At 42.3% G+C, this 22,204-nt stretch carries 22 protein-coding genes; 14 read left to right on the forward strand and 8 right to left on the reverse strand.

Annotated features, from left to right (window positions below):
* Positions 1 to 66: 66 nt before the first annotated feature.
* Positions 67 to 2,556, reverse strand: coding sequence for a glycosyl hydrolase family 95 catalytic domain-containing protein (locus LZG71_RS07740; protein ID WP_233818721.1), 2,490 nt, complete (start codon positions 2,554 to 2,556; stop codon positions 67 to 69).
* Positions 2,557 to 3,145: 589 nt separating this feature from the next.
* Between LZG71_RS07740 and LZG71_RS07745 the strand changes: the two genes are divergently transcribed.
* The 5 genes from LZG71_RS07745 (at position 3,146) to LZG71_RS07765 (ending at position 9,212) form a co-directional block, all read left to right on the forward strand.
* A complete protein-coding gene (locus LZG71_RS07745; protein ID WP_233818724.1) occupies positions 3,146 to 5,710 on the forward strand; it encodes a TonB-dependent receptor in 2,565 nt (854 codons plus the stop codon).
* 382 nt (positions 5,711 to 6,092) lie between these two features.
* Positions 6,093 to 6,599: a hypothetical protein gene (locus LZG71_RS07750; RefSeq protein ID WP_233818726.1), complete on the forward strand. Its 507-nt coding sequence runs from the start codon at positions 6,093 to 6,095 to the stop codon at positions 6,597 to 6,599.
* 236 nt (positions 6,600 to 6,835) lie between these two features.
* Entirely contained in the window at positions 6,836 to 7,444 is a 609-nt protein-coding gene (locus LZG71_RS07755; RefSeq protein ID WP_233818728.1) for a hypothetical protein, read from the forward strand.
* 248 nt (positions 7,445 to 7,692) lie between these two features.
* On the forward strand, positions 7,693 to 8,058 hold the full coding sequence (locus LZG71_RS07760) for a cysteine-rich CWC family protein (protein ID WP_255712811.1): 366 nt from the start codon (positions 7,693 to 7,695) through the stop codon (positions 8,056 to 8,058).
* 35 nt (positions 8,059 to 8,093) lie between these two features.
* On the forward strand, positions 8,094 to 9,212 hold the full coding sequence (locus LZG71_RS07765) for a tyrosine-protein phosphatase (RefSeq protein WP_233818733.1): 1,119 nt from the start codon (positions 8,094 to 8,096) through the stop codon (positions 9,210 to 9,212).
* Between the two features lie 69 nt (positions 9,213 to 9,281).
* Here LZG71_RS07765 and LZG71_RS07770 read toward each other — a convergent pair whose 3' ends face one another.
* The 5 genes from LZG71_RS07770 to LZG71_RS07790 form a co-directional block, all read right to left on the reverse strand.
* Entirely contained in the window at positions 9,282 to 10,205 is a 924-nt protein-coding gene (locus LZG71_RS07770; protein ID WP_233818735.1) for a cation diffusion facilitator family transporter, read from the reverse strand.
* 381 nt (positions 10,206 to 10,586) lie between these two features.
* On the reverse strand, positions 10,587 to 12,749 hold the full coding sequence (locus LZG71_RS07775) for a molybdopterin cofactor-binding domain-containing protein (protein ID WP_233818736.1): 2,163 nt from the start codon (positions 12,747 to 12,749) through the stop codon (positions 10,587 to 10,589).
* Between the two features lie 39 nt (positions 12,750 to 12,788).
* Positions 12,789 to 13,280, reverse strand: a complete 492-nt coding sequence (locus LZG71_RS07780; protein ID WP_233818738.1) for a (2Fe-2S)-binding protein — start codon at positions 13,278 to 13,280, stop codon at positions 12,789 to 12,791.
* Positions 13,281 to 13,381: 101 nt separating this feature from the next.
* Positions 13,382 to 14,890 carry a TlpA disulfide reductase family protein gene (locus LZG71_RS30560; RefSeq protein WP_304488662.1) on the reverse strand — a complete coding sequence of 503 codons (1,509 nt, stop codon included), beginning with the start codon at positions 14,888 to 14,890 and terminating at the stop codon, positions 13,382 to 13,384.
* Positions 14,891 to 15,049: 159 nt separating this feature from the next.
* Positions 15,050 to 15,532: a YdeI/OmpD-associated family protein gene (locus tag LZG71_RS07790; protein WP_233818740.1), complete on the reverse strand. Its 483-nt coding sequence runs from the start codon at positions 15,530 to 15,532 to the stop codon at positions 15,050 to 15,052.
* A 52-nt stretch (positions 15,533 to 15,584) separates the two neighbouring features.
* On the opposite strand from LZG71_RS07790, the gene LZG71_RS07795 reads away from it, so the two are divergent.
* From LZG71_RS07795 to LZG71_RS07820, 6 genes are all read left to right on the forward strand, one after another.
* Positions 15,585 to 15,815 (forward strand): hypothetical protein, encoded by a 231-nt coding sequence (locus LZG71_RS07795; RefSeq protein WP_233818742.1) that lies wholly within the window; start codon positions 15,585 to 15,587, stop codon positions 15,813 to 15,815.
* Between the two features lie 413 nt (positions 15,816 to 16,228).
* Complete coding sequence (locus LZG71_RS07800) at positions 16,229 to 16,552, forward strand: helix-turn-helix transcriptional regulator (RefSeq protein WP_233818744.1); 324 nt, start codon at positions 16,229 to 16,231, stop codon at positions 16,550 to 16,552.
* A gap of 5 nt (positions 16,553 to 16,557) precedes the next feature.
* Positions 16,558 to 17,025, forward strand: coding sequence for an SRPBCC domain-containing protein (locus LZG71_RS07805; protein ID WP_233818746.1), 468 nt, complete (start codon positions 16,558 to 16,560; stop codon positions 17,023 to 17,025).
* A 9-nt stretch (positions 17,026 to 17,034) separates the two neighbouring features.
* Complete coding sequence (locus LZG71_RS07810; RefSeq protein ID WP_233818748.1) at positions 17,035 to 17,418, forward strand: DoxX family protein; 384 nt, start codon at positions 17,035 to 17,037, stop codon at positions 17,416 to 17,418.
* A 1-nt stretch (position 17,419) separates the two neighbouring features.
* Entirely contained in the window at positions 17,420 to 17,998 is a 579-nt protein-coding gene (locus LZG71_RS07815) for a YdeI family protein (RefSeq protein WP_233818750.1), read from the forward strand.
* Positions 17,999 to 18,099: 101 nt separating this feature from the next.
* Positions 18,100 to 18,663: a DUF4256 domain-containing protein gene (locus tag LZG71_RS07820; protein WP_233818752.1), complete on the forward strand. Its 564-nt coding sequence runs from the start codon at positions 18,100 to 18,102 to the stop codon at positions 18,661 to 18,663.
* A 10-nt stretch (positions 18,664 to 18,673) separates the two neighbouring features.
* Here LZG71_RS07820 and LZG71_RS07825 read toward each other — a convergent pair whose 3' ends face one another.
* Complete coding sequence (locus LZG71_RS07825) at positions 18,674 to 19,099, reverse strand: hypothetical protein (RefSeq protein WP_233818754.1); 426 nt, start codon at positions 19,097 to 19,099, stop codon at positions 18,674 to 18,676.
* A gap of 173 nt (positions 19,100 to 19,272) precedes the next feature.
* On the opposite strand from LZG71_RS07825, the gene LZG71_RS07830 reads away from it, so the two are divergent.
* From LZG71_RS07830 to LZG71_RS07840, 3 genes are all read left to right on the forward strand, one after another.
* Entirely contained in the window at positions 19,273 to 19,965 is a 693-nt protein-coding gene (locus LZG71_RS07830; RefSeq protein WP_233818756.1) for a DUF2461 domain-containing protein, read from the forward strand.
* Between the two features lie 300 nt (positions 19,966 to 20,265).
* Entirely contained in the window at positions 20,266 to 21,225 is a 960-nt protein-coding gene (gene rlmF, locus LZG71_RS07835) for a 23S rRNA (adenine(1618)-N(6))-methyltransferase RlmF (RefSeq protein WP_233818758.1), read from the forward strand.
* Positions 21,226 to 21,366: 141 nt separating this feature from the next.
* Complete coding sequence (locus LZG71_RS07840) at positions 21,367 to 21,780, forward strand: hypothetical protein (protein WP_233818761.1); 414 nt, start codon at positions 21,367 to 21,369, stop codon at positions 21,778 to 21,780.
* Between the two features lie 8 nt (positions 21,781 to 21,788).
* Here LZG71_RS07840 and LZG71_RS07845 read toward each other — a convergent pair whose 3' ends face one another.
* Complete coding sequence (locus LZG71_RS07845) at positions 21,789 to 22,088, reverse strand: hypothetical protein (protein WP_233818763.1); 300 nt, start codon at positions 22,086 to 22,088, stop codon at positions 21,789 to 21,791.
* Positions 22,089 to 22,204: the final 116 nt, after the last annotated feature.

Below are 22,204 nucleotides of genomic sequence, written 5' to 3' on the forward strand. Positions count from 1 at the left end.
GTACAAAGCAAAAGCCCGGGACATTGTGCTCCGGGCTTTTGCTTTTATATGAATTTCAATAATAACTTATTGAACCGTTACAGCGTAAACTTTTCCAGCCTGCGTGTCAAAAGTTGTTACATAACCCAGTTGAGTTTTCTCTGTTTTGGCACTTGTTCCTGTTACTTTTATCGGAAGTTTGGTTTTGAGAATGCACTTTTCACCCTTCAAAGATTTGACGGAAGAAGTAACCAGCGTTCCATTTTTCCAGGTAATGCCTACTTCAAATCCTCCGCGGGCTCTCAGTCCTTTTACCGTTCCATCCTTCCAGATGGCTGGCAAAGCAGGAAGCAAACTAACCTCATTCAAATGGCTCTGGATCAGCATTTCGGACATTCCTGCTGTTCCTGCAAAGTTTCCGTCAATTTGGAAAGGAGGGTGCGCATCAAAAAAGTTGGGGTAAGTGCCGCCACCCATGGAGCTTCCTTTGATGTTATTGGTGTATTGCATGATCTGGCGTATCAGTTTGTAAGCATGGTCACCGTCCAGTAATCTTGCCCAGAAGTTGATCTTCCATCCTTTGCTCCATCCCGTTCCCACATCACCTCTGATGGCAAGTGTTTTTTTTGCAGCTTCAAAAAATTCAGGTGTTTCCGGCGAAATCTGACGGCCAGGATGGAGACCAAACAAATGCGATACGTGCCTGTGCAGCGTATCCGTTTCCGGGAAGTCTTTATACCATTCCTGCAATTGTCCTTTGCTGCCGATTTTTAATGGATAGAGTTTAGAACGCTTTTCTATCAGCAGCTTTTTAAAATCAGGATCATTGCCCAATACATCAGCTGCGTCGATCAGGTTGGAAAACAGGTCGTGGATGATGGACATATCCATGGTGGTAGCCACAGATACAGCAGCATCTTTTCCATTTGCGTCACGGAATTTGTTCTCAGGAGAAGTTGAAGGAGCCGTTACCAGGTATCCGTCTTTGTCCTCAACCAGCCAGTCTATACTAAACAAAGCGGCTTCTTTCATGATCGGATATGCTTTCTCTTTCAAAAAGGTTTTGTCTCCTGTAAAACGGTAGTGCTCCCACAAATGCTGGCACAACCAGTTTCCACCCATATACCAGTTTGCCCAGACTGGGTCGCCCGCACCAACATCACCCACCGGATTGGACATACCCCAGATATCGGCATTGTGGTGCGCCACCCAGCCCCGTGCACCATAAAATTCCTTGGCAGTAACCTTGCCAGTTTCCGAAAGGTCCTTAATCCAGTTCAATAAAGGCACGTGCATTTCTGACAAATTCGTCACTTCCGCCGGCCAGTAATTCATCTCCGTATTGATGTTGATCGTGTAATTAGAGCTCCATGGTGCTCTTAATTCTTTGTTCCAAATTCCCTGCAAGTTGGCAGGAGGAGTGGAAGGAAGACCGTTTTGTGCTGGTCGGGACGAAGAAATAAGCAAGTAACGACCAAACTGGAAATAGAGCATTTCAATTCCAGGATCATAATCACCTTTGGAATGGCTTTGCAAACGCTCGTTGGAAGGTAGTTTTATATTCGGATTGTTGGCAGTTGTATCCCGAACATCCAGCGTCATTCGGTTAAAGTAAGAGTGATAATCGCTGATGTGATTTTTGAGCAGGGCAGGATAGGTCTTTGCCAGCGCTTTGTCCAAAAAACCTTTGGCTAGTGCATTTTCATCCTTCCCGTCTTTGTCAGGACATTTGTCAAATCCGTTGAAACTCGTAGCCGCCGACAGATAAAAAAGTACTTCCGTTGCACCGCTAACGGTAATTCCGGAAGTATCGGTTTTGATCTGGCCATCTTTGTTCACCGCTTTCATTCTCATCTGGAATCTTGGTCCATTGCAAGCAGCCGGATCGTCGTAAACAATCGGCTCCTGATCTTTTGGGTTGTAGTAGTTCGGGTTTACATGGGCAGGTGCTTTGCCTTTTAGCACTAACTCTTTTGCATTTGAGGCCTCCATTTCATACCTAAGCTGGCTGCTTGCAGAGACTTTCAAATTCAGCTGTTTTGCTTTTGAAGCGCTGATTCTGACCACCAGAATATTATCCGGAGCCGAAGTGAAAACTTCTCTTTTGTATTCCACACCATTTACCGTGAACCGGGTGGTGGCAATGGCATTTGCAATGTTCAGATCACGGTAATATGCAGTTGGTTTTGCGCCTTTAAAATCCTGAACGATACGTAGGTCGCCCATCGGCATGTAGGACTCAGTGTAAAGCCCCTGCATTTTTTTGGTCAATTCGTTTGCTTTCTGAAAGTCGCCTTCTTCCAGCAGAGCCTTTCTTACCTGTTGTAAATACTCAGGAGATGAGGTATTTACCTTTGTTTTCACCGGTCCGCCAGACCATAGCGTACTTTCATTGAGTTGTAAAAGTTCTTCTTCCACACCTCCGAAAATCATGGCACCAATTCGTCCGTTGCCAACAGGTAGCGCTTCCACCCATTGCGTGGCTGGCTCGTTATACCAAAGTTTTGAGTTGTTTTCATTTTGGGCAAAGGAAACGCCGCAACAGAACATGGCGACAACGGTTAAATTAATTTTCATGTATTTCAATTGTTGGTAAATCTGATGGTGTAAAGTTAATCCGGCAAGAACGAAATTCGATCCGACGAGCAAAAAACAGTTTTCCCGGCACTTTTTCAAGAGTTGTCGTATCGTAACAGTAAATCCGGTTTAGAGAGTTTATACTGCTTGCAGGGCCTGAAAAGCAGATCGTCAGGAATTACACAATTTGTGAATAAAATATTAATTAATTAAATTGAAGTACGTTAAAGTGTTTCAAAATGCCGGTCGAGTCATCTATACTCCCGGCATTTTTGTAATCGTAATACCTCCAATATTGCTTCTCATTACTCTGAATTTTAACTCCTGAAAGTTTTATTTAGCTTATTTTTTTAAGCATAAATAGGTCTGATCGTTCTTGAATGGACTTTTTATGATAATTTTAACAAAATCTACTAAATCCATATAGTATATATGAAAACTGATTGTACATTTGTGCCATAATCACTCAAAACGTTTTATATGAAAGGATTTATCCTACCAGCAATTCAGGGGTGTTGTTGCAATATGTAGCCATTGCAAGAATTTCAGTTGTATCAATACGCCACCAGTACCACCAAAAATGAATAGAATGAAACAAATTTTAAAATCAGCCTTCCTGCTTTTGGCTGTCACCTTTCCTCTCTTTTTGTCTGCTCAGGACAGAACTTTAGTAAATGCCAACGTTACCGGAAAAATTCTGGATTCCCGTAATAATGAACCGCTTATCGGCGCTACCGTTACCATTAAAGGAACTACAAACGGAGACGTAACCAATGCAAACGGAGAGTTTAGTCTTGTTACCGGCCAGACTTTACCTTTCACACTGATTGTTTCGTATGTAGGATACATTAAAAAAGAGGTTCTGATCAACAAAGGAACAGTAGAAATAACGCTTGATCCGAATACGAATCAGCTGGAAGATGTTGTGATTTCCTCACGTCGTCGTACAGAATCTGCGCAGGAAGTGCCTATTCCTATTTCCGTTATTGGCGGCACAAGGGCAGAAGATGCGGGAGCATTTAACGTGAATCGTCTTAAAGAATTGGTGCCAACCGTTCAGCTGTACGCTTCCAACGCAAGAAATACAACCCTTAACATTCGCGGTCTTGGATCGACTTATGGGCTAACAAACGATGGTATCGATCCGGGTGTTGGTTTTTATGTCGATGGTGTTTATTATGCACGTCCGGCTGCAACAGCCCTTGATTTTATAGATATCGAACGTGTGGAAGTGTTGCGCGGACCACAGGGTACATTGTTTGGGAAAAACACAACAGCCGGTGCATTTAACATTACAACCCGTGCAGCAAGTTTTGATCCGGGTGCAAGTTTCGAACTGAGCTATGGTAACCTGGGCTTCATTCAGGCGAAAGCGTCTGTTACGGGTCCTTTAAGTAAAAAACTAGCAGCGCGTGTATCTTTCACAGGTACACAACGTAACGGTACTTTTTACAACGAGCATACGCAATTGCCCATCAATGATATCAATAACATTGGAGTGAGGGGGCAGTTGCTTTACACACCGAGCGACAAAGTGAACATTACCCTGATCGGAGATATTTCAGACCAGAAACCTACGGGATACGGCTGGCCTGTTGCAGGAGTAGTTACGACGAAACGTGCAGCTTACCGCCAGTTCGACGCAATTATTAAGGATCTTGGCTACCAACTTCCATACAAAAGTGCTTTCGAACGCAAACTTGATCTGGATACGCCTTCAAAAGCGGATAACCAGTTGGGCGGGGTTTCTGTTAATGCGGATATCAAAATCGGTAACGGAACACTGACTTCTACTTCGGCTTGGCGTTACTGGAAATGGGTTCCTTTAAATGACAGGGATTATATCGGTTTACCGGTATTTACCATTTCTTCTGGTAACTCTGCTCATGATCAGTTATCACAGGAACTGCGTTACTCCGGAAAAGTATCTGAAAAGATCAGTGGTGTAGTTGGTGTATTCGGACTTTGGCAAGATCTGACTTCGGATCCTGTACAAACAGAAGAAGCTGGTTCGGCTCAATGGAGATTTGCGCAAAGCACTACAAGCGAACTTTGGAAAACGCCAGGTTTGTTCGAAAACTTCGGTATCCGTACCACAAACCGTATCAAAAGCACAAGTTTGGCAGTGTTTGCACAAGCTGACTGGGCTATAACAGGCAAATTCCACATATTGCCGGGTGTACGTTACAATTACGATAAAAAGGTAGTGGATTATAGCAGACAAGCTTACGGCGGACTGCAGACCACTGATGCCGCATTGCTTGCTTTGAAAAACGGAATATATTCTAACCAGTCTTTCAATACCGATTATGCTGAGGGGAATTTCTCCGGACAGGTTTCTCTTCAATACAAAGCGACCAACAAGGTTAATGCTTATGCAACTTACTCTATTGGATATAAGCCAATTGGTGTAAACGTGGGTGGTTTGCCATCAGCAAATGGCCAGGTATTGATTGATCTTGCGAAAGTAAAACCTGAATACGTTGAGCACAAAGAATTTGGTATTAAGACAAGACCAACCGGCAATTCGGTATTGAACCTGACTTTCTACCGTTCGGATATAGACGATTTCCAAACTCAGGTACAAACTCCGGAACCAGGTGTGAACCGTGGTTATTTGGCCAACGCTGAAAAGGTACGTGTACAAGGTGCCGAACTTGACGGAAATGTGCGTTTCGGAGCTTTCACTTTTAATGCTGCGGTGGCTTATACAGATGGCAAGTATGTGAAGTTTGCGAATGCGCCGGTGCCATTGGAAGAAGTAGGAGGAACAGCAGCTTTCAAAGATATTTCAGGAGGAAGACTTCCAGGTATCTCTAAATGGTCTGGTTCTGCAGGTGGTGAAGTTGTAGGAAAAGGAACACTTCTTGGGCTGAAAGGAAATTACTTCCTTGGAGTGGATGTTTTCTACCGCTCAGAATTCTCATCAAGCCCGTCTCCTTCGGAATACCTGAACATTGATGCCTATTCATTGACCAACGGTCGTCTGGGTTTCAGAGCATCTAACGGTCTTTCTGCCTTCTTATGGGGAAGAAACCTGTTCAACAAAGATTACTACGAACAACTATTGGCAGCTCCGGGAAGTTACGGACAGTATGCAGGTATCGTGGGTGACCAACGTACTTATGGTGTTACTTTGAGATATTCATTCTAAGGTTTTTAAGTTTCAAAAAAATCCTCCGCGACAGACCTGTTGCGGAGGATTTTTTGTTTTACATAAGGTGTGTCAATGTGCTTATTTAGAGTTCGATTGTCGTGGTTTGTGCCCCATCATGGTCTGCCGTGGTTTGTGTCCCCACAAACCAAATGTATCCATCGCCATGGTTTGTGTCTCTGGTGCCGTGGTTTGTGTCTCCACAAACCACCCCTTCTAGCCAGGAGCGACTAGCCCGTTTGTGAGGACACAAACGGGGGAAGTCTTAGTTGAGATCGTTCAGTCAATATATTGATGAAAGGAATGATGAGTAGGGACATCCAAATATGGTTTATTAAAGTAGTTTTGTTTTAGTAACCCAGATTGAACTTACATTAATTTTATGAAATTCAGATTTATCCCTCTTGTGCTCTCTGTTGCTTTTTTCTATTCATGCCGTACAACGCAGCTTGTTAAATCCCATTCTTCAACACGCCCCGATCTGAAATCAGAATTTGTGATCGTGAGTAACGATACATCCATGATTATTCCTGTTGGAGTCTATCCCGACCAAAAGGATATTGAAAAATTCGTCGTTCGCAAACAGCCGTCAATTCAACGTATTGATTCTCTTATTTTTACTGAATTGATTAATAAAGGTCATACGGCCCGGATTGTTGGTAAAAAAACTGAATTTGAACAAGGGGCTAATTACGTAACCTACCAGGATTACTGGGCATGGGATTTCAAAAAATACATGCACGTGCTGAAAATATTCTTTTACAGTCCGGAAAGTGGGGAAAAGATATTGGAAGTGGTCAGTCAGGGGAATAAAATGGGTATGCACGATTATCCAAATCCAAGAAAACAAGTACCTGTACTGATCGAGAAAGCGTTGAAAGCGGATTGATTTTTGTTGTGGTTTGTGTCCTCAAAAACCATTTTTCAGCCAAGAGCGACTGGCTCAATTGTGAGGACACAAACGAGGCCAGGTCTACAAGCAATTAATGAAATTATGGTATTTGTCTGCACTAATACCAACTATTCCTCCTTATCTGTCAGTCCGATCAATACCTCTTAAAACCATTTTGCAACAATACTGTCTTTTAAGGCGAATACCATTTTATACGAACCATTCTATTTTCGATGAAAAAATCTCTCCTAGGATTTTTTATAGTGATCCTGACAGGATTATTTGCTTGCTCTCAGTACACATATGGGCAGGATGAACCACTGTCAAGCGAAGCACTTTTTTCTAAACGGCGGAGTTATAAAAGTTTCCCTGTGAATGCCGGTGAGAAGTATCTGGCTTTGAACAAAGCACCAAGAATCGGTAAGTTTCGCCGCTATCGGTTTCTGATTGGGGATCGAATAAGCTTCAAGTTAAAAGAGGACAGGAAACGTTTTAAAGGCACAATTCTGAGCATATCAGATTCTTCTTTCATTGTTACAAATGACAGCAGTGGCACCATTAAACATAAAGAAGTTAAGCTCGGTGATGTACGGGTTTTCAAATTTTACCAGCGTGTTCCATTTGTAAGTGAAGCTGCCTATTATTTCCCAATGGGTGGTTTACTCTACATTGGTGCGGATTTCTTTAACAAAGGAATTGATGGTAAACGCTTTACAACGGATGCTTCCGCATTCATCGTAGGCGGAGCGCTAATGGCAACAGGTTTAGTCTGTCACAAATTATCATCCGGCACCATTAAAGTCAATGACAGAAACAGACTTGGAGTATTGACAAGTTATTGAGGTACTCGCAGCAAATGAAGCTGGTATGAAGGAAAGTGCTATTACTTACTAGATGATCTAATGTATAAACCACTCCTGGGTGAGAAATTGTAAAAAATTTTGCGGACATATCCCGTTTGTGAGGACACAAACGAGAGCGGGTATGGGTGACTTTCAATCCAGTCAACGCCATTTTAAATATTACAAACACCTACCTTTATCCAAATTTTCAGAGCAACATCGTTTTGCTCATAAGCGATAATAAATAAATGGAAACCCACTGCGGAAAATGTAACAAACCCTTTGTCTGCTCAGCAGAGGATATCAGTCGATGCCACTGTTCCAAAGTAAAACTTAGTACTGAAACTACTGCGTTTTTGTCTAAAACCTACTTCGACTGCCTTTGTAATAGTTGTCTGAAAAAAGTGGATGAGCAGGTAACCATTTCGCAACGATATCGGTTTCCTACACAGCGTGCCGACTTTCAGGAAGGAATTCACTACTACATTGAAGGATCTTACTGGGTGTTTACGGAATTGTATCACATGTTGAGAGGCCAATGCTGCCAAAGCGGATGCAGGCATTGTGCATATGGATTCAGTAAAAAAGTAACTACTCAGAAAGTCAGAAATTAACAAATCTAACAGCTTCCCCATTGGGTTGTTTAAATATGAAATTCAACAATTTTCGAAGTAAAATTTGTAATCGTATTGATTCAAATCGTGGTATCGTATATGTCGGAATACTGGCATTTTTAATTTCTTCCTGCAGTGCAAAACTCTCTCCTGAATCGACCAAGAAGACCCTCCGCGAACCGGTGTACGTTGAGAATTCCGGGAAACAGTATACACTTCATGTATCCAATCCGAAGGCTGTTTCCGAAATACAGTTCTATACGAATCCACAATCGAAAATAAAGCTTCCACGCAGCTTGTCAGACAGCGTTTTTACATTTAAAAATCCTCCGTCGCGACTGTATGTAGACTTGTTGTCTGGCAATGACACGCTACTGGTAACCAACAGGCAAGTTGATTTCAAAAAGATTGTCAATTTTCGTGATTTGGGCGGGATAAAAACCATGGACGGACGAACTGTAAAATGGGGTAAAATATTCCGGTCGGATAATCTGTCAAAGCTGAAAACCAGTGAGTTTGAAAAGTTTAATAATTTAAATATCAAGTCCGTCATTGACCTTCGGACGGATCATGAAATAAAGGGAAAAGAAGATCATTTGCCGTTGGGAGTGAAATATGCACATATGCCAACGGTTAAGGACAATGAAGGAGAAATAGCGCTCTTGCGTAAAAAAGTAATTAACGGAGAAATATCTGAACAGCAGGCGATAGACAAAACGGTCGGGTTTTATCACGATGCGGGTACGGTAAACCTATCATCGCTTCCGGGTATTATCGGACAAATTACCACTTCCCCCGACGCTGTGTTGTACCACTGTTCAGCCGGGAAGGATCGTACCGGGATTGTTTCTGCGCTTATTCTGTCTATTCTCAATGTGGATCGGGCAACGATTATGCAGGAATATCTGATGTCTAATTATTATCGCAGACAAAAAACTGAGAAACTGCTTGGAAAAGCTAAGCTGGGCAGGATCATCAAACCTAAACTTGACCTTAAAGCGATCGAAGTTTTTATGTCTGTTGACAAGGCATTCCTCAATGCTTTCTTTGAAGTAGTGGATAAAGAGTACGGCGGGACGGACACATTTGTTCAGAATCAGCTTGGCATTGGAAAAGAAGAAAGACAACGAATAATTAGCCGGTTAACTTATTAATGTAAGTAGTAGTGATGATTAATAGTTGCCTACTGCCAGTGGCTCACAGCCAATCACCAAAAGCTACTTTTAAATCATCCACTTCCTTTCGGTCGTAAATGAAATGGTTAGCCACATTTTGTAATCACCTTTAATCTGGTCGTAAAGTTGTTGTCGAAGCAGATCGAGCTCACCCACCTGCATATTCGAGGATGTTTTAGGAATCAGGAAGTCAATTTCTACCGTATAGCTGCTCCCGGTTTTTGCCACCCGAACAAGTGAATCCAGAAATTCCTGTTCAACCACAAGCTGTTCGGCAGCTTCGTGTATTCGGTTTTCTACGTCGTCATCCGGAGCGAATTGCAGCAGTTCCCGTACATTTTTCCAGAAAGTTTTAGCAGGAATTCTTAGAAACAAAATGGAGATAATCAGTACCATTCCCGGATCCAGGTATGGCGTGAGATAGGCCATTTTGGTATCTTTTATAAAATAACCCAACGATAGTCCGATGAGCACACCGAAACTCAGCAGGGCGTCGAGTTGCCATTCAGTGGCTTCTATGCGAACATATTCGGACCCGAGCCTCACAGCCTGGCGTTTGAAATACAACCAGAGCACAAAACAGATAAAAATGGATGCGATAAGATAGGGCAGGGCTATACCAAGTTCCACCACTTTTCCACCGGCGATGATATCCATAATGGACGTTGCCAATGAATAGAGGCACAAAAAGATGATTACCGAAGATTGAAGCGTAATGGCAAAAGGTTCAAATTGCGAGCGACCAAAAGGCAGATTTTCGTCATCCGGTTTTCTGATAAAGTTGTTCACCAAAAGGGAAATTCCTGATAAACTGATCCCAACCATGGAAAAGAGGGCATCGAAAATGATCGATTTGGAATCTCCCGCAATCCCAACAACAATGGCCCATATTGTTAGCAGTGAACCAAGAAAGATGGATATTTTAATGAGCTTTCGCTCTTCCAGTCTTTTATATCTGGCATTCAGTATCATGTTGATGTTTAGGTTAATTTCTAACCTGAATTTTTACATACAAAAATAGTCATGATTTTATACTTTGAATATTAAGTTTTCATATCTGAAATGGACGCTGATATCTTACTTTCTTTTCACATTTTGGTAATTTGAGGGTAAAACTCAGGTAATGTTATTTGGCCATCTTTGTAGAGAAATCGGGAGTTAAGAAGTCTTCTGAAATACACACACTAACATATAGCCTGGTAGGTAATTAAAGTTTCTAGTGGATATTTAGTTTTAAAAGGGAGAGCATTTTTGCTCTCTTTTTTTGTACAAAAAGTGTTGAATCTGAAACAAAAAAGAAGACCCCAAAATGGAGTCTTCCATGTATTTACTTCAATAAAAGTGACTCCGTTATTACCCCAGATCATCAATATTGAAAGGCAGTTTTCTCATTCTTTTTCCGGTTGCAGCGAAAATTGCGTTTCCTAAGGCGGGTGCAATAGGAGGTAATCCCGGTTCACCCACACCGCCCGGTACGGCACCACTATCAACAATGTGAATGTCAATCTTTGGCATTTCGTTCAGGCGTAAGATGTTGTACTGGTGAAAGTTACTTTGTTCACATTCGCCATTCGCAAAAGTGATTCCGTCTTTGATCGCCGCCGTTAACCCCATTACAATGTTTCCCTCCGTCTGTGCTTTCACGTTGTCAGGATTTACATAGTAACCGCAGTCAATCACCGTTACCACTTTGTCAATCGTTACGCCTTTGTCTTTTTTGGAAACCGTAATGCAGCTAGCCGAAATACTGCCAAATGATTTGAACACGGCTATGCCTCGCCCGCTTCCTTCCGGCAGTTTTTCATCCCATTTTGCTTTTTCGGCCAATGTCGAAAGTACCTTTTGGAAACGTTCGTCAGGAAGTATTTCCAGTCTTGCTTTCAACGGATCTTTTCCTGCCAGATGCGCCAGTTCGTCTATGAAACATTCCTGTCCCCAACCAAAATTAGACGCATAAACCGACCGCCACCATACAATCGGAATATCTGTTTTTACGTTTGTCCAGCTTATTTTCGAAGCAGATGTGAATTTATACTTGTTGTTTTCGGTACTCAGTTCTTCACCGATCCAGCCATCTGCCTCATCGGGTTTCAGACCTTTGAATACTTGTCCAAGAATGGATTCTCCGATGGCGTGGTGATGAAATCCTGCCAGTTTCCCATTTTCAACATAGCCCTGCATGTGGCTCAGCATACCCGGACGATAGGGTCCCTGCGAAATATCATCTTCTCTTGTCCACACCACTTTTACCGGTTTTTTAAGCTCTCTTGACAAATGACATGCTTCAAGCAAAAAATCATGGTACGCCTTCCGGCCAAAAGCTCCGCCCAATAACGTCACATTGATTTTGATCTGTTCCGGTTTAATTTTCAGATAACCGGCCACGTCCCGCAACGCCCAGTCGGGGCCTTGTATCGGTGCCCATATTTCTACCGTGCCGTCATCCTTTACATGCACGACAGCGTTTTCAGGTTCAATCGGTGCATGAGCGAGAAACGGAGTTTCATAATGTGATTCTATCTTCTGCTCAGCAGTAGCGTATTTCACAGTAAAATCCCCTTTCTCTTCGTAATTCACGCCTTCCTTTTTGGCAGCTTCGTAGGTGTCTGCAAAGTATTTGGCAGTGTTTACGGTTTTGTCGTAATCGGCATTGTCCCATTTCACTTTCAGCGCCTTTTTTCCTTTTAGTGCAGCCCAGTAGTTGGTTGCAATTACGGCAACGGCCTCAGAAGTGCGGTGCGGCATGGTTCGCTCCGTTTTCATCACTTTAAGAACGCCCTTCACCTTTTTCGTTTCGCTATCGTCAAAGGAAACCACTTTTCCGTGGATCGCAGGCGAGTGAAAAATGCTTGCGTAAACCATTCCAGGTATGTCCACATCAATGCCATATACCGCTTGTCCGTTCACACGCTCGGGTACATCCAGGCGTTTGTTGTATTTGCCAATGATTTTAAAATCCTTCGGATCTTTCAGCTTCGGATTTTTTGGTATTTCAAGTTTGGAAGCATCGTCTGCCAACTCTCCGTAGGTGAACGATTTGCCACTGGCTTTGTGGTGTATTTTGCCATCTTCGGCAACACACTCAGTTACTGGAACATTCCAGCGTTTCGCTGCGGTGGTGGTCAGCATTTCCTTTGCCGCAGCACCTGCTTTGCGTATCGGTTGCCAAAGTTCGCGTACCGAGCTGCTTCCTCCCGAGGTCTGGCTACCGTATTTTCCTTGTCCGTCGCTCTGTACAATGAGCACCTTTTCAAGGCTCACTTCCAGTTCTTCGGCAAGTAACGACGGAACAGCCTGCGTAGAACCCTGTCCCATATCGGGCCGTGGATTCACAAGCGTGATGTTCCCGGCAGTATCAATAATGATAAAGGGATTTATTTCCAGCTTCAGTACAGCAGCTGTAATTTTTTTGACTGAGGCGTCTTTCCCAAAGGACGTAACGCCGAGAGCCAAACCAAAGGTGGTGAGGCCAGTCGCTTTGAGAAAACCCCGGCGTGATGTTTGTATATTTTCCAAAATATTGAATGCTAATTGTGGATAGAAAATGAAACCAGCCTACTTCTTGCCGATGCCTCCAGAGGACACCTTCATCGAATCGGCAGCTCTGTGAATTGCCTTACGGATGCGGTCATACGTTCCGCAACGGCATAGGTTTCCGCTCATTGCTGCATCTATCGCCGCGTCATCCGGATTCGGATCCGTTTTAAGCAAAGCCACTGCGGACATAATCTGGCCCGACTGGCAGTAACCGCACTGTGGAACCTGTTCTTCAATCCAGGCCTTCTGAATCGCATTCAGCTGTCCATCTCCAACACCTTCAATCGTTGTAATTTTATCGGATTTGGATAAACTTGAAACCGGAGTCTGGCAGGAACGCGTCGGTTGTCCATTTACGTGAACCGTGCAGGCCCCGCAAAGTGCCATGCCGCAACCAAATTTTGTTCCTTTCAAACCTACGAAATCCCTTACTACCCAAAGCAAAGGCATGTCGGGCTCTACGTCCACCTTTACTTTCTTGCTATTAACTGTTAGATTGTATACTGCCATGGTGATTTTGTGTAATTGTTGACTCTAAGGTAAATAAAAAGGAGGAAAATAAGCTGTATAAAGATTTCATGAGGCTCTGTCGCCGATTACATGATTATTCCCTACAATGTCAAAAGCGAATCAAGGTACTTGTTGGTTACAAGCTCAGAGGGTCTGGCAGCATTGTAATTTATAATTTTCCCATCCTTCCCAATCAGAATATACCTTGGTATACCACCGATATTGTAAAGACGCATTACGTTATTGCTGTCAATTTTGAGGTGATCGTAATCATCTTCTTTGGGTGGTTGTATGCCGTGAACTCCTTTCAAAGCAGGGTTTTTTATTAAGAAGTTTTTCCAGGATTTTTGCTTGTTATCCTTCGATACATAAAGGAAAACCAGGTCCTGGTTTTTACCATATCTCTCCACCAACTTCCGGGAAAACTGGAACTCCTCCACACATGGCCCGCACCAGGTAGCCCATACGTCAACATAAATCAACTTGCCTTTATAGTCTGACAGCCTGAACGTTTTACCATTTTTATCGGACATCGTGAAATCCTTCATTGGTGCCCCTGGTTTTAGGGTAGCATATTCTGCAAGAATTTCTTCCAGTTCGGGCAAATATTTTGAACGCGGATAATCCTTCTTAAACCCACTGATCAATTTAAACAGATCATCATACGCAACTCCGTCGAGTACATATCCGGATGCAATGAGGTTACTTAATACAAAGTCATGATGTTGTGCCGATTTTTTATTTAAACGGACTGTTGTTTTTAGATAGTCATAACTGAAACTATACTCCTGATGTTGTTTGTAGTAGATTTCCATTAGCTCCGACATCCTGCTGCCGATGTTTAGATACCAGTTGTAAAATGAACCATTAAATTTTAAGAGATGAGGATTGATGGTAAGGCCGGAGAAGTATGCATGCGTCACAGAATCCTGGTACTTAACAATTTGCTTATCATCTTCATTGTCATAGTATATCTGTCTGTCATACAGTAATTTGAAGAAGTCAAAATCCAGTCGACGGTAGGTTTCAAACCCGGTGTTGATACTGTGAAGAAAATCTTTTTCGTAGTGAGAAAGTGAAGCGTCAGAAGAGACCTTTTTATCAAATTCTGCTCCGAATGATTTGATAATAGTAATGTAATTTTCGAGCGAGTCTTTTGATTTAATACGATCACTGTCGGTCCTCCAAACGTTTCTGAAATCCAAGCGCTTGTTATCAATTTTACGTAAGTCGCCCAGATAGGTATTTATGGTTGCCAAATCACCACTGAATCGAACATCTTTTTTCTCAAAGTTAACTTCAATGTGTGTATTGGGTTCAAGATATAAGTAAGCATGAAAATAGATACTATCACCTTCATTGACTTTTAGCGAAAGCCCCAGCGTATCCTGATTTGGTAATTTCACCAGCATACTACCAGACGAGTCGAACTGAGCCTGATATAGTTTTATTTCGTTGTTCCGCAAAACAGAGTGCTGGGAAACGCTGATTTTCTTACCAATGCACTCTTTACAGTCAACACGAATCTCCATCCCGTCGCGCTTTGATGAGTCGTTACATGCAAGGCATGTGAAGAGAAAAAAGCTTACTACTAATCGAAAAGCATTCATGGTGGGCGGACATTTGGTGAGAAAGACTGACTGGAAATGGGATTAAAGTATTTTGGTTACGTGATTCGTAAAACCAAAAGAACCCTGACTTTTATATATACCAACCAATTAGCCAATCTGTGTCAAAACGGTCACATCATTTTTATTCCACACAGCACACTATTTCTTCCCGCTCATTTTTTGGCCGTTCAAGGCCATGTTAACGGTTTTAGCAATACGTTCGATTTTGGTATCTTCTGTTTTTGCTGAATAGATCCAGTCGATAAATTGCCGTTGGTCTGCTTCGCTAAACGCCATGAATTTTTGGTGAGCAACAGGTTCGTCGGCGAGGCAAAGCGAGAGTTCTTCGGGAACACCCAGCGGGGTATTGTCTGCGTATAAAGTGAGCTGCACCCAATCGCCACCTTCTTTTCCTATTTTCTTTCTGATTTCTGCTTTTACCGGAAGGAAAAGTTTACCCTTACCCATCGACATCAGGTTGTAGCTTTTTAATTCATATTTGTCAATGGTGCCTTTCACCCTCACCTGTCCAAACCAGGCATGTTCGGCAGGCGGAATTTCATTGATCACAATGTAAGTCCAGCCACCCTTTCCGGCTTGCTTTTCCAGTTTATACTGCTTGTCAACCAATGGCTTTTCCAATGTTTTTTTAATTTATGAGAACTCTGTTCCTTATCAGAAATCCAAAGTTTGTTTGCAAAGATTAATCAGAAACAAGAAAGCAAAATTAGTTAAGAAAAGGGAATCAGGTCTATCGGATGGTTCACATAATCACCAAAGCGGCAACGCCGACAGAACAAGTGATACCAGTAACGATAGGAAAACCAGCAAGGACGATTGTACTTCTTCTGATCCCAAAAAAGAAACAAAAACGGTAACATTGGCGGCTACGGGGAAGAGTGGAACGAGCGATAACATCAGATAATCACTTATGTATCATTTGTAGCAAGTCAGGATGTTCGCTATAGTTGTTAGAAAGTGGTGCGCCGGAAGCCAGAATCAGATACTGGCAGCTATGCTTCTGGTGCGCAGTTATGCATGCATACAAGGCCAGACCCTTGCCCACTTCTTCATTTTCTTCAATGATTGTGATGCAGACGGGAAATTCTTAACCGGAGAAAGAGTTCTATAAATGCTGAAATTCCGCAGGCACCTCCCCCAATGATGGGTTACACTTGTCAGACTCATTTTACCAAAATTATTCTTCTTGAACCGGGTATGAAATAATCATGCTACAAAAGACCGCGAGATAACGTGTATGCGATGCTTTTAAAAAACATAAGAAAAATTATGTAGTCATTTAACTTCATTTTATATTTGAAGTCAAATGACTACATAATGAATTTAAGAAGAGATGTATTTCAGGCCATTGCAGACCCGACGAGGCGGGGAATATTGCTGCTGGTAGCGTCACAAACGATGACCGCCGGAGCAATAGCCTCAAATTTTGAGACGGCACGGCCAACAATTTCCAAACATTTGCAAATACTCACGGAATGCGAGTTGCTCATGCAACAGCAAAGCGGGCGAGAGGTTTATTATCAGATCAATGCTAAAAAAATGAAAGAGGTGTCTGATTTTATTGAGCCATTCCGTAACATGTGGGACGATCGGTTCAACAAATTAGAAAACATCATGAAAAATTATATACCCAAAAAATAGATTGTATGGAGCGTAAAACGAAAGTGAATGCAGAGCCCGACAAGCAGGAAGTTGTGATCACAAGGGAATTTGACCTGCCGTTGGAATTACTTTTTAAAGCTTATGAAGACCCGGAAATTGTGTCACAATGGATGGGAACGCGGGTTTTGAAACTTGAAAACAAGAAACATGGCAGTTATCAGTTCGAAACCTGTGATCCGCAGGGTAATGTGCTTTTTCGTGCCAATGGCACCGTTCATGATTTTGTTGCAGACAGGAGAATAACACGAACCTTCGAAATGGAAAATTCTCCATTTCCTGTTCAGCTCGAATTTCTTGAATTTGAGAAGCTGACTGATGTCACAAGCAAACTCACTATGCAGATTTTGTATAAATCTGTCGGGTTCCGGGATCAGATGATGAAATTACCCTTTGCTCAGGGGCTCAACATGGCACATAACCGCTTACAGGAAATTGTAAAACAGATAAAATAACATCATGTCATGGAAAAGAGAAACAGAATTATTTATTGGGTAGCGACAGTCTGGCTTTCGTTGGGAATGCTTTCCACGGGAATTGTTCAGGTGATTCATTTGAAGGAAGAAGTGGAAATGATGACACGGCTGGGTTATCCGCTCTATTTTTTAACCATTATCGGAGTCTGGAAAATTTTGGGCGTGGTGGCGGTACTCATTCCTAAATTTCCATTGCTTAAAGAGTGGGCGTACGCAGGTTTCTTTTTTGTGATGTCGGGCGCAGTATTTTCACACCTTGCCAGTGGTGACGCCGCCGTTGAGTTTTTTGGCCCGTTGTTACTGATTGTACTGACGGTGGTATCCTGGTATTTTAGGCCGGCGAATCGAAAAGTGAATTCAACCAACTATTAATATGAATCCGAAGGTTGATTTTTATTTCGACAAAGAGCAAAAGTGGCAGAGCGAAATCAGGAAATTGAGAAAAATTATTCTTGATTGCGGGTTGTCTGAGGATTTGAAATGGGGCTCTCCATGCTACACGTTTCAAAAAAAGAACATTGTGCTGATACATGTTTTTAAGGAGTATTGCGGGGTTCTGTTTTTCAAGGGCGCCCTGTTGCAGAATGAATACGGAATTCTTTTTCAACAGTCAGAAAACGTACAGGCAGCCCGGCAGGTCCGGTTCACCAGTGTAGCGGAAGTTAGCGATCGAGAGTCTGTTTTGAAGTCTCATATTTACGAGGCCATTGAAGTTGAAAAGGCGGGTTTAAAGTTTGAGTTGAAGAAAACCTCCGAGTTTATATTCGTTGAGGAGTTTAAAAATAAACTGGACGAAATGCCGGAACTGAAAACAGCTTTTGAAGCACTTACTCCCGGACGGCAGCGCGGATATTTGTTATATTTTTCTCAACCCAAGCAATCCGGTACCCGAGAGGCACGTATTCAAAAATGTGTAATGCAGATTTTTGAAGGCAGAGGTTTGAAGGACTGAAAGCGGGAGGTAAGAAGTCATTAGTTTGTGGATTCCGTTTTCTTTATTATAACGGAATGATGTTTAAAAGTTAAAAATGAAAATTAAAAGGAAGCTAAACAATGGGCAATAAAAGAGAATTATCATCAGAACAAAGCGCCGACATGCTCGCTATTTTAAAAGCACGTTTTGAAAAGAATAAAAATCGTCATGAAGCAATTGCGTGGAATGACGTGCAAACCAGGCTGGAAGCCAGCCCTGAAAAATTATGGATTCTGGATGAAATGGAGGTTACCGGTGGCGAACCGGACGTAGTAGGGCAGGATTCAAAAACAGGCGAGTTTCTCTTTTACGACTGTTCGCCGGAAACACCGAAAGAGCGCCGGAGCTATTGCTACGACCGTGCCGCGCTGGATTCCCGAAAAGCGAACAAACCGGAGAACAGCGCCGTGGATGCAGCTGCCGAAATGGGTATAGAACTGTTGTCAGAGGAAGAGTATATTGAATTGCAAAAGCTTGGAAGTTTTGACACCAAGACATCCAGTTGGCTAAAAACACCTGCCGACATCCGTAAACTGGGTGGTGCAATATTTGGCGACCGCCGTTTCGGAAGGGTTTTTATATACCACAACGGTGCGGATTCCTATTACGCAGCAAGAGGATTTCGGGGGGCTTTACGGGTGTGAGTGAATAGATTTAAATCCCGTCTTTTCTTATGTACCTGGTTCTGGACATTCCGCAATAGGAGACGATGATCTCGTCACCATGCGTTTCAATTCCCCAGGTTTCGCAATAGACACAATTCACATACATGCACATGGCACTATATAGAACATTTTGTTTGGGAGCGATCTTGACGACATTTCCATCAATCGATAACGAGCGAGGAGCGCAGCAAATTGGGAGTCCAGTTACATCAATAAGATCACCGTCTTCACGAAAAACCAAAACTTCCGGGTTGGTTTGCGACACATCAACCCAAACATTCTTACCCTCTGCCAATTCTTCTCTTGCAGCAAGTTCCCAGGTTCCGGCTATTTTGTTTATTTGAGTTTCCGGGTCATCCTTTTTGCAGGCCAATGCTGCAATGGTTACAAATAGAAATAGGAAATATCGTTTCATAGTATATTGATGTTTATTTAATGAAACGAAAAGAATCTGAATGGTTGGAATTTGGTTTTAAGTTTTCCTGGTGAATTCATGTTTTTACTTTGAAAAGGATAAAATGGATGATTGTCAGATCGGAAGTAAGTGACTAACAAAATGAAATAAGGCAGTATTTATTACCTTTGGGCATGACAAAAAAGCATCCCAATATTCCGGTATCCAGTCTGGATTTTTTGAAATTATTAAAGGCAAATAACAACCGCGACTGGTTCAATGCACATAAGGACGTGTTTTTGACAGAGCAAACCCATATAGAGCAATTTGCAGATGGGTTACTGAACGAAATGAACGTTCATGATCTGATCGAAACGCCCTCAGGTAAAAAGAGTCTGCACCGGATTTACCGCGATACCCGGTTTTCGAAAGAGAAAATTCCATACAAAAACAATTGGAGTGGACGTTTTTCACGTGCTACAAAGCAACTTCGTGGCGGCTATTATTTTCACATAGAGCCAGGAAACAGTTTTTTGGCAGGAGGCTTTTTTGCACCCAATGCGGATGACTTAAAACGGATTCGTGAGGATATCAGTTTTGATCCGGCGCCGTTGCAAGCCATTTTAAAAAGCAAGTCGTTTGTTGATACGTTTGGAGCGCTGGAAGGGGAAAAGTTAAAAACAACTCCGAAAGGATTTGATGCGGACGATGCAGCAATTGATCTGCTTCGTTACAAACAGTTTCTGCTGATCAGGCATTTTTCAGACAGTGAAGTAACGAGTGCTGACTTTTTGCAGAAAGCGAATCAGACGTTTAAAAACATGAGACCTTTCTTTGATTATATGAGTTTGGTGCTGACCACTGATGGTGACGGATTGGATGTTTGATATTAAAATATACTTTTTACATTATTTTGTAGCTGGTAAGACAAAAATTGACTTACGGCATCTTGGGAGATTTTACTTTTTTGCCTTGACACAAAAAAGTAACAAAAAAAGTCAAGGCTGTACTCAGATCTTAACGGAAATTGCGTCTTCCATGACCTAAACAAAAAAAACTCCTCCTTCGTCGTCAAACAGTTTTTTGTTTTTACGGCCCTGGAAGACGCAATTTCCTAATCTGCGTAAGGCCGGTCTGGATTCGCAATACCTTCTGCCGCTGTAATCCATTAAGAGCAATAAGTAATTATGAAAAACACCAGGACAGTTAAGAATAAAGAAAAGCCTGCTGAAAAGACCAACCTGCATCCTCGCAATCTGCACCGGTTTCAGTACGATTTTAAGGCGTTGATTAAGGCGTGTGCGGAACTGCGTCCGTTTGTTCAGATGAATCAGTATGGAAATGAATCCGTGGATTTTGGAGATCCGAAGGCTGTGAAAATGATTAACAGAGCCATTTTGAGTCATTTTTACAAAATCAAATACTGGGATATTCCGGCTGGCTATCTTTGTCCTCCAATTCCCGGTCGTGCCGATTACATTCATTACATCGCCGATTTGTTATCACTTAAGGGTAAAATTCCTGCCGGGTCTGATGTAAGAGGAATTGACATTGGCGTCGGGGCCAATTGTGTCTATCCGATCATTGGTCATCAGAGTTACGGTTGGTCGTTTGTGGGGACCGATGTGGACGCAAAGGCACTTGAAACAGCCAGCCTGATTGTACAAACCAATCCTGAACTAAAAGATTTTATTGAGTGCAGACTTCAAAAATCGTCTTCTGATATTTTTAAAGGTATTATTGGTGACACCGAAAAATTTGACTTTACGATGTGTAATCCGCCCTTTCATGCTTCACTTGCGGAGGCAAACCAGGGCACACAGCGCAAATGGAAAAACCTGGGACGGGACAAATCGAAGCAGGGAAATACACTCAACTTTGGCGGACAACAGGCTGAATTGTGGTATCCGGGCGGAGAGCAGGCATTTATCCTGAAAATGATTGACCAGAGTAAGGATTTTGCAACGCAGTGTCGCTGGTTTACTTCGTTGGTTTCAAAGAAAACGACTTTACCTTCTTTGTATCAGAATCTCAAAAAAGTGGGTGCATTGGATGTGAAAACGGTAGAAATGTCACAGGGACAAAAAGTGAGCCGGATGTTGGCCTGGACTTTTCTGGATGAGACTTGGCAAAAAAAGCCGGATTGAAAACGGAAGATGAATTTTTACAGATCGTGATGCAGAATTTTGAGAAATTGTGCCTTTAAATGCCATTTGATTGAAAATTTGCTACCGGATAGGTATATTTGATTATACCACAAAGCTGACACCTGTTATATGTTAAAAAGAATGGATTCGATTGACTATTTACGTGACGAAATAAAATCTTACTTTCCGGAATCAACAGAACTTCAACTTTCGAGTCGTTACGACAAGCAGCCAAGATTCAATTTTTATTTTCAGATCGTCTCCGATTACCGCTATCTGCTTTATTTGAATTGGGATGGAGAGGGTTACCGGTTTACATTAAAGTGTTTAGAGTTTAGCAGTAAAGAATTACTAAGCCAACTCATTGCAGATTATACGGATGGTGGTTCAAGGGTGTTCAATGTTGGCCAGCCGAAGTCGACTATTTCATTTATTTACAGAGAAAAGGATAACCTTTCAGGAACGGAATTTAAAGGAACAAACTCGTCTGCGTTCGATTCTAACGCCATGTCTGGTAAGGAATTGATGCAGTGCGTCGATCCTGCTTATGCATAGGTTTCCTGCTATTCTCTCCTGCGTATTGATTTAATAACAATCCATCTGCCAGCCGTTTTATTGCCATCGCTTTCGTCTTTTCCATATCGGATAAAAACCGGTTGCATGGGTTTGTCAAATGGTGGAGCAACATCTGCCCGATACATGGTCGTATCCTTGTTTTCCACGACATGAACAAGCCACCCGCCGCATCCTCCACAAAAAGTGAAATCACGACCCGTAATTACAGCTTCATATTCTTGTGGTTCAGCTTTTTTGCAGGCAACAGCAATCAGTGTCAAAAATAGAATGGTGGAAACGGATCTCATGGTTCGAATGGTTATTTGACTAACAGATGTTTAAACTCAGTAAAAGGTTGGAATAACCATAGAATTTTTTGTGCTGAAAAAACAAATTCCGGAAGAAACAGTAACAAGCCTGCATC

The sequence above is a fragment of the Dyadobacter sp. CY312 genome (genome assembly GCF_021390535.1).
Lineage (GTDB): Bacteria > Bacteroidota > Bacteroidia > Cytophagales > Spirosomataceae > Dyadobacter.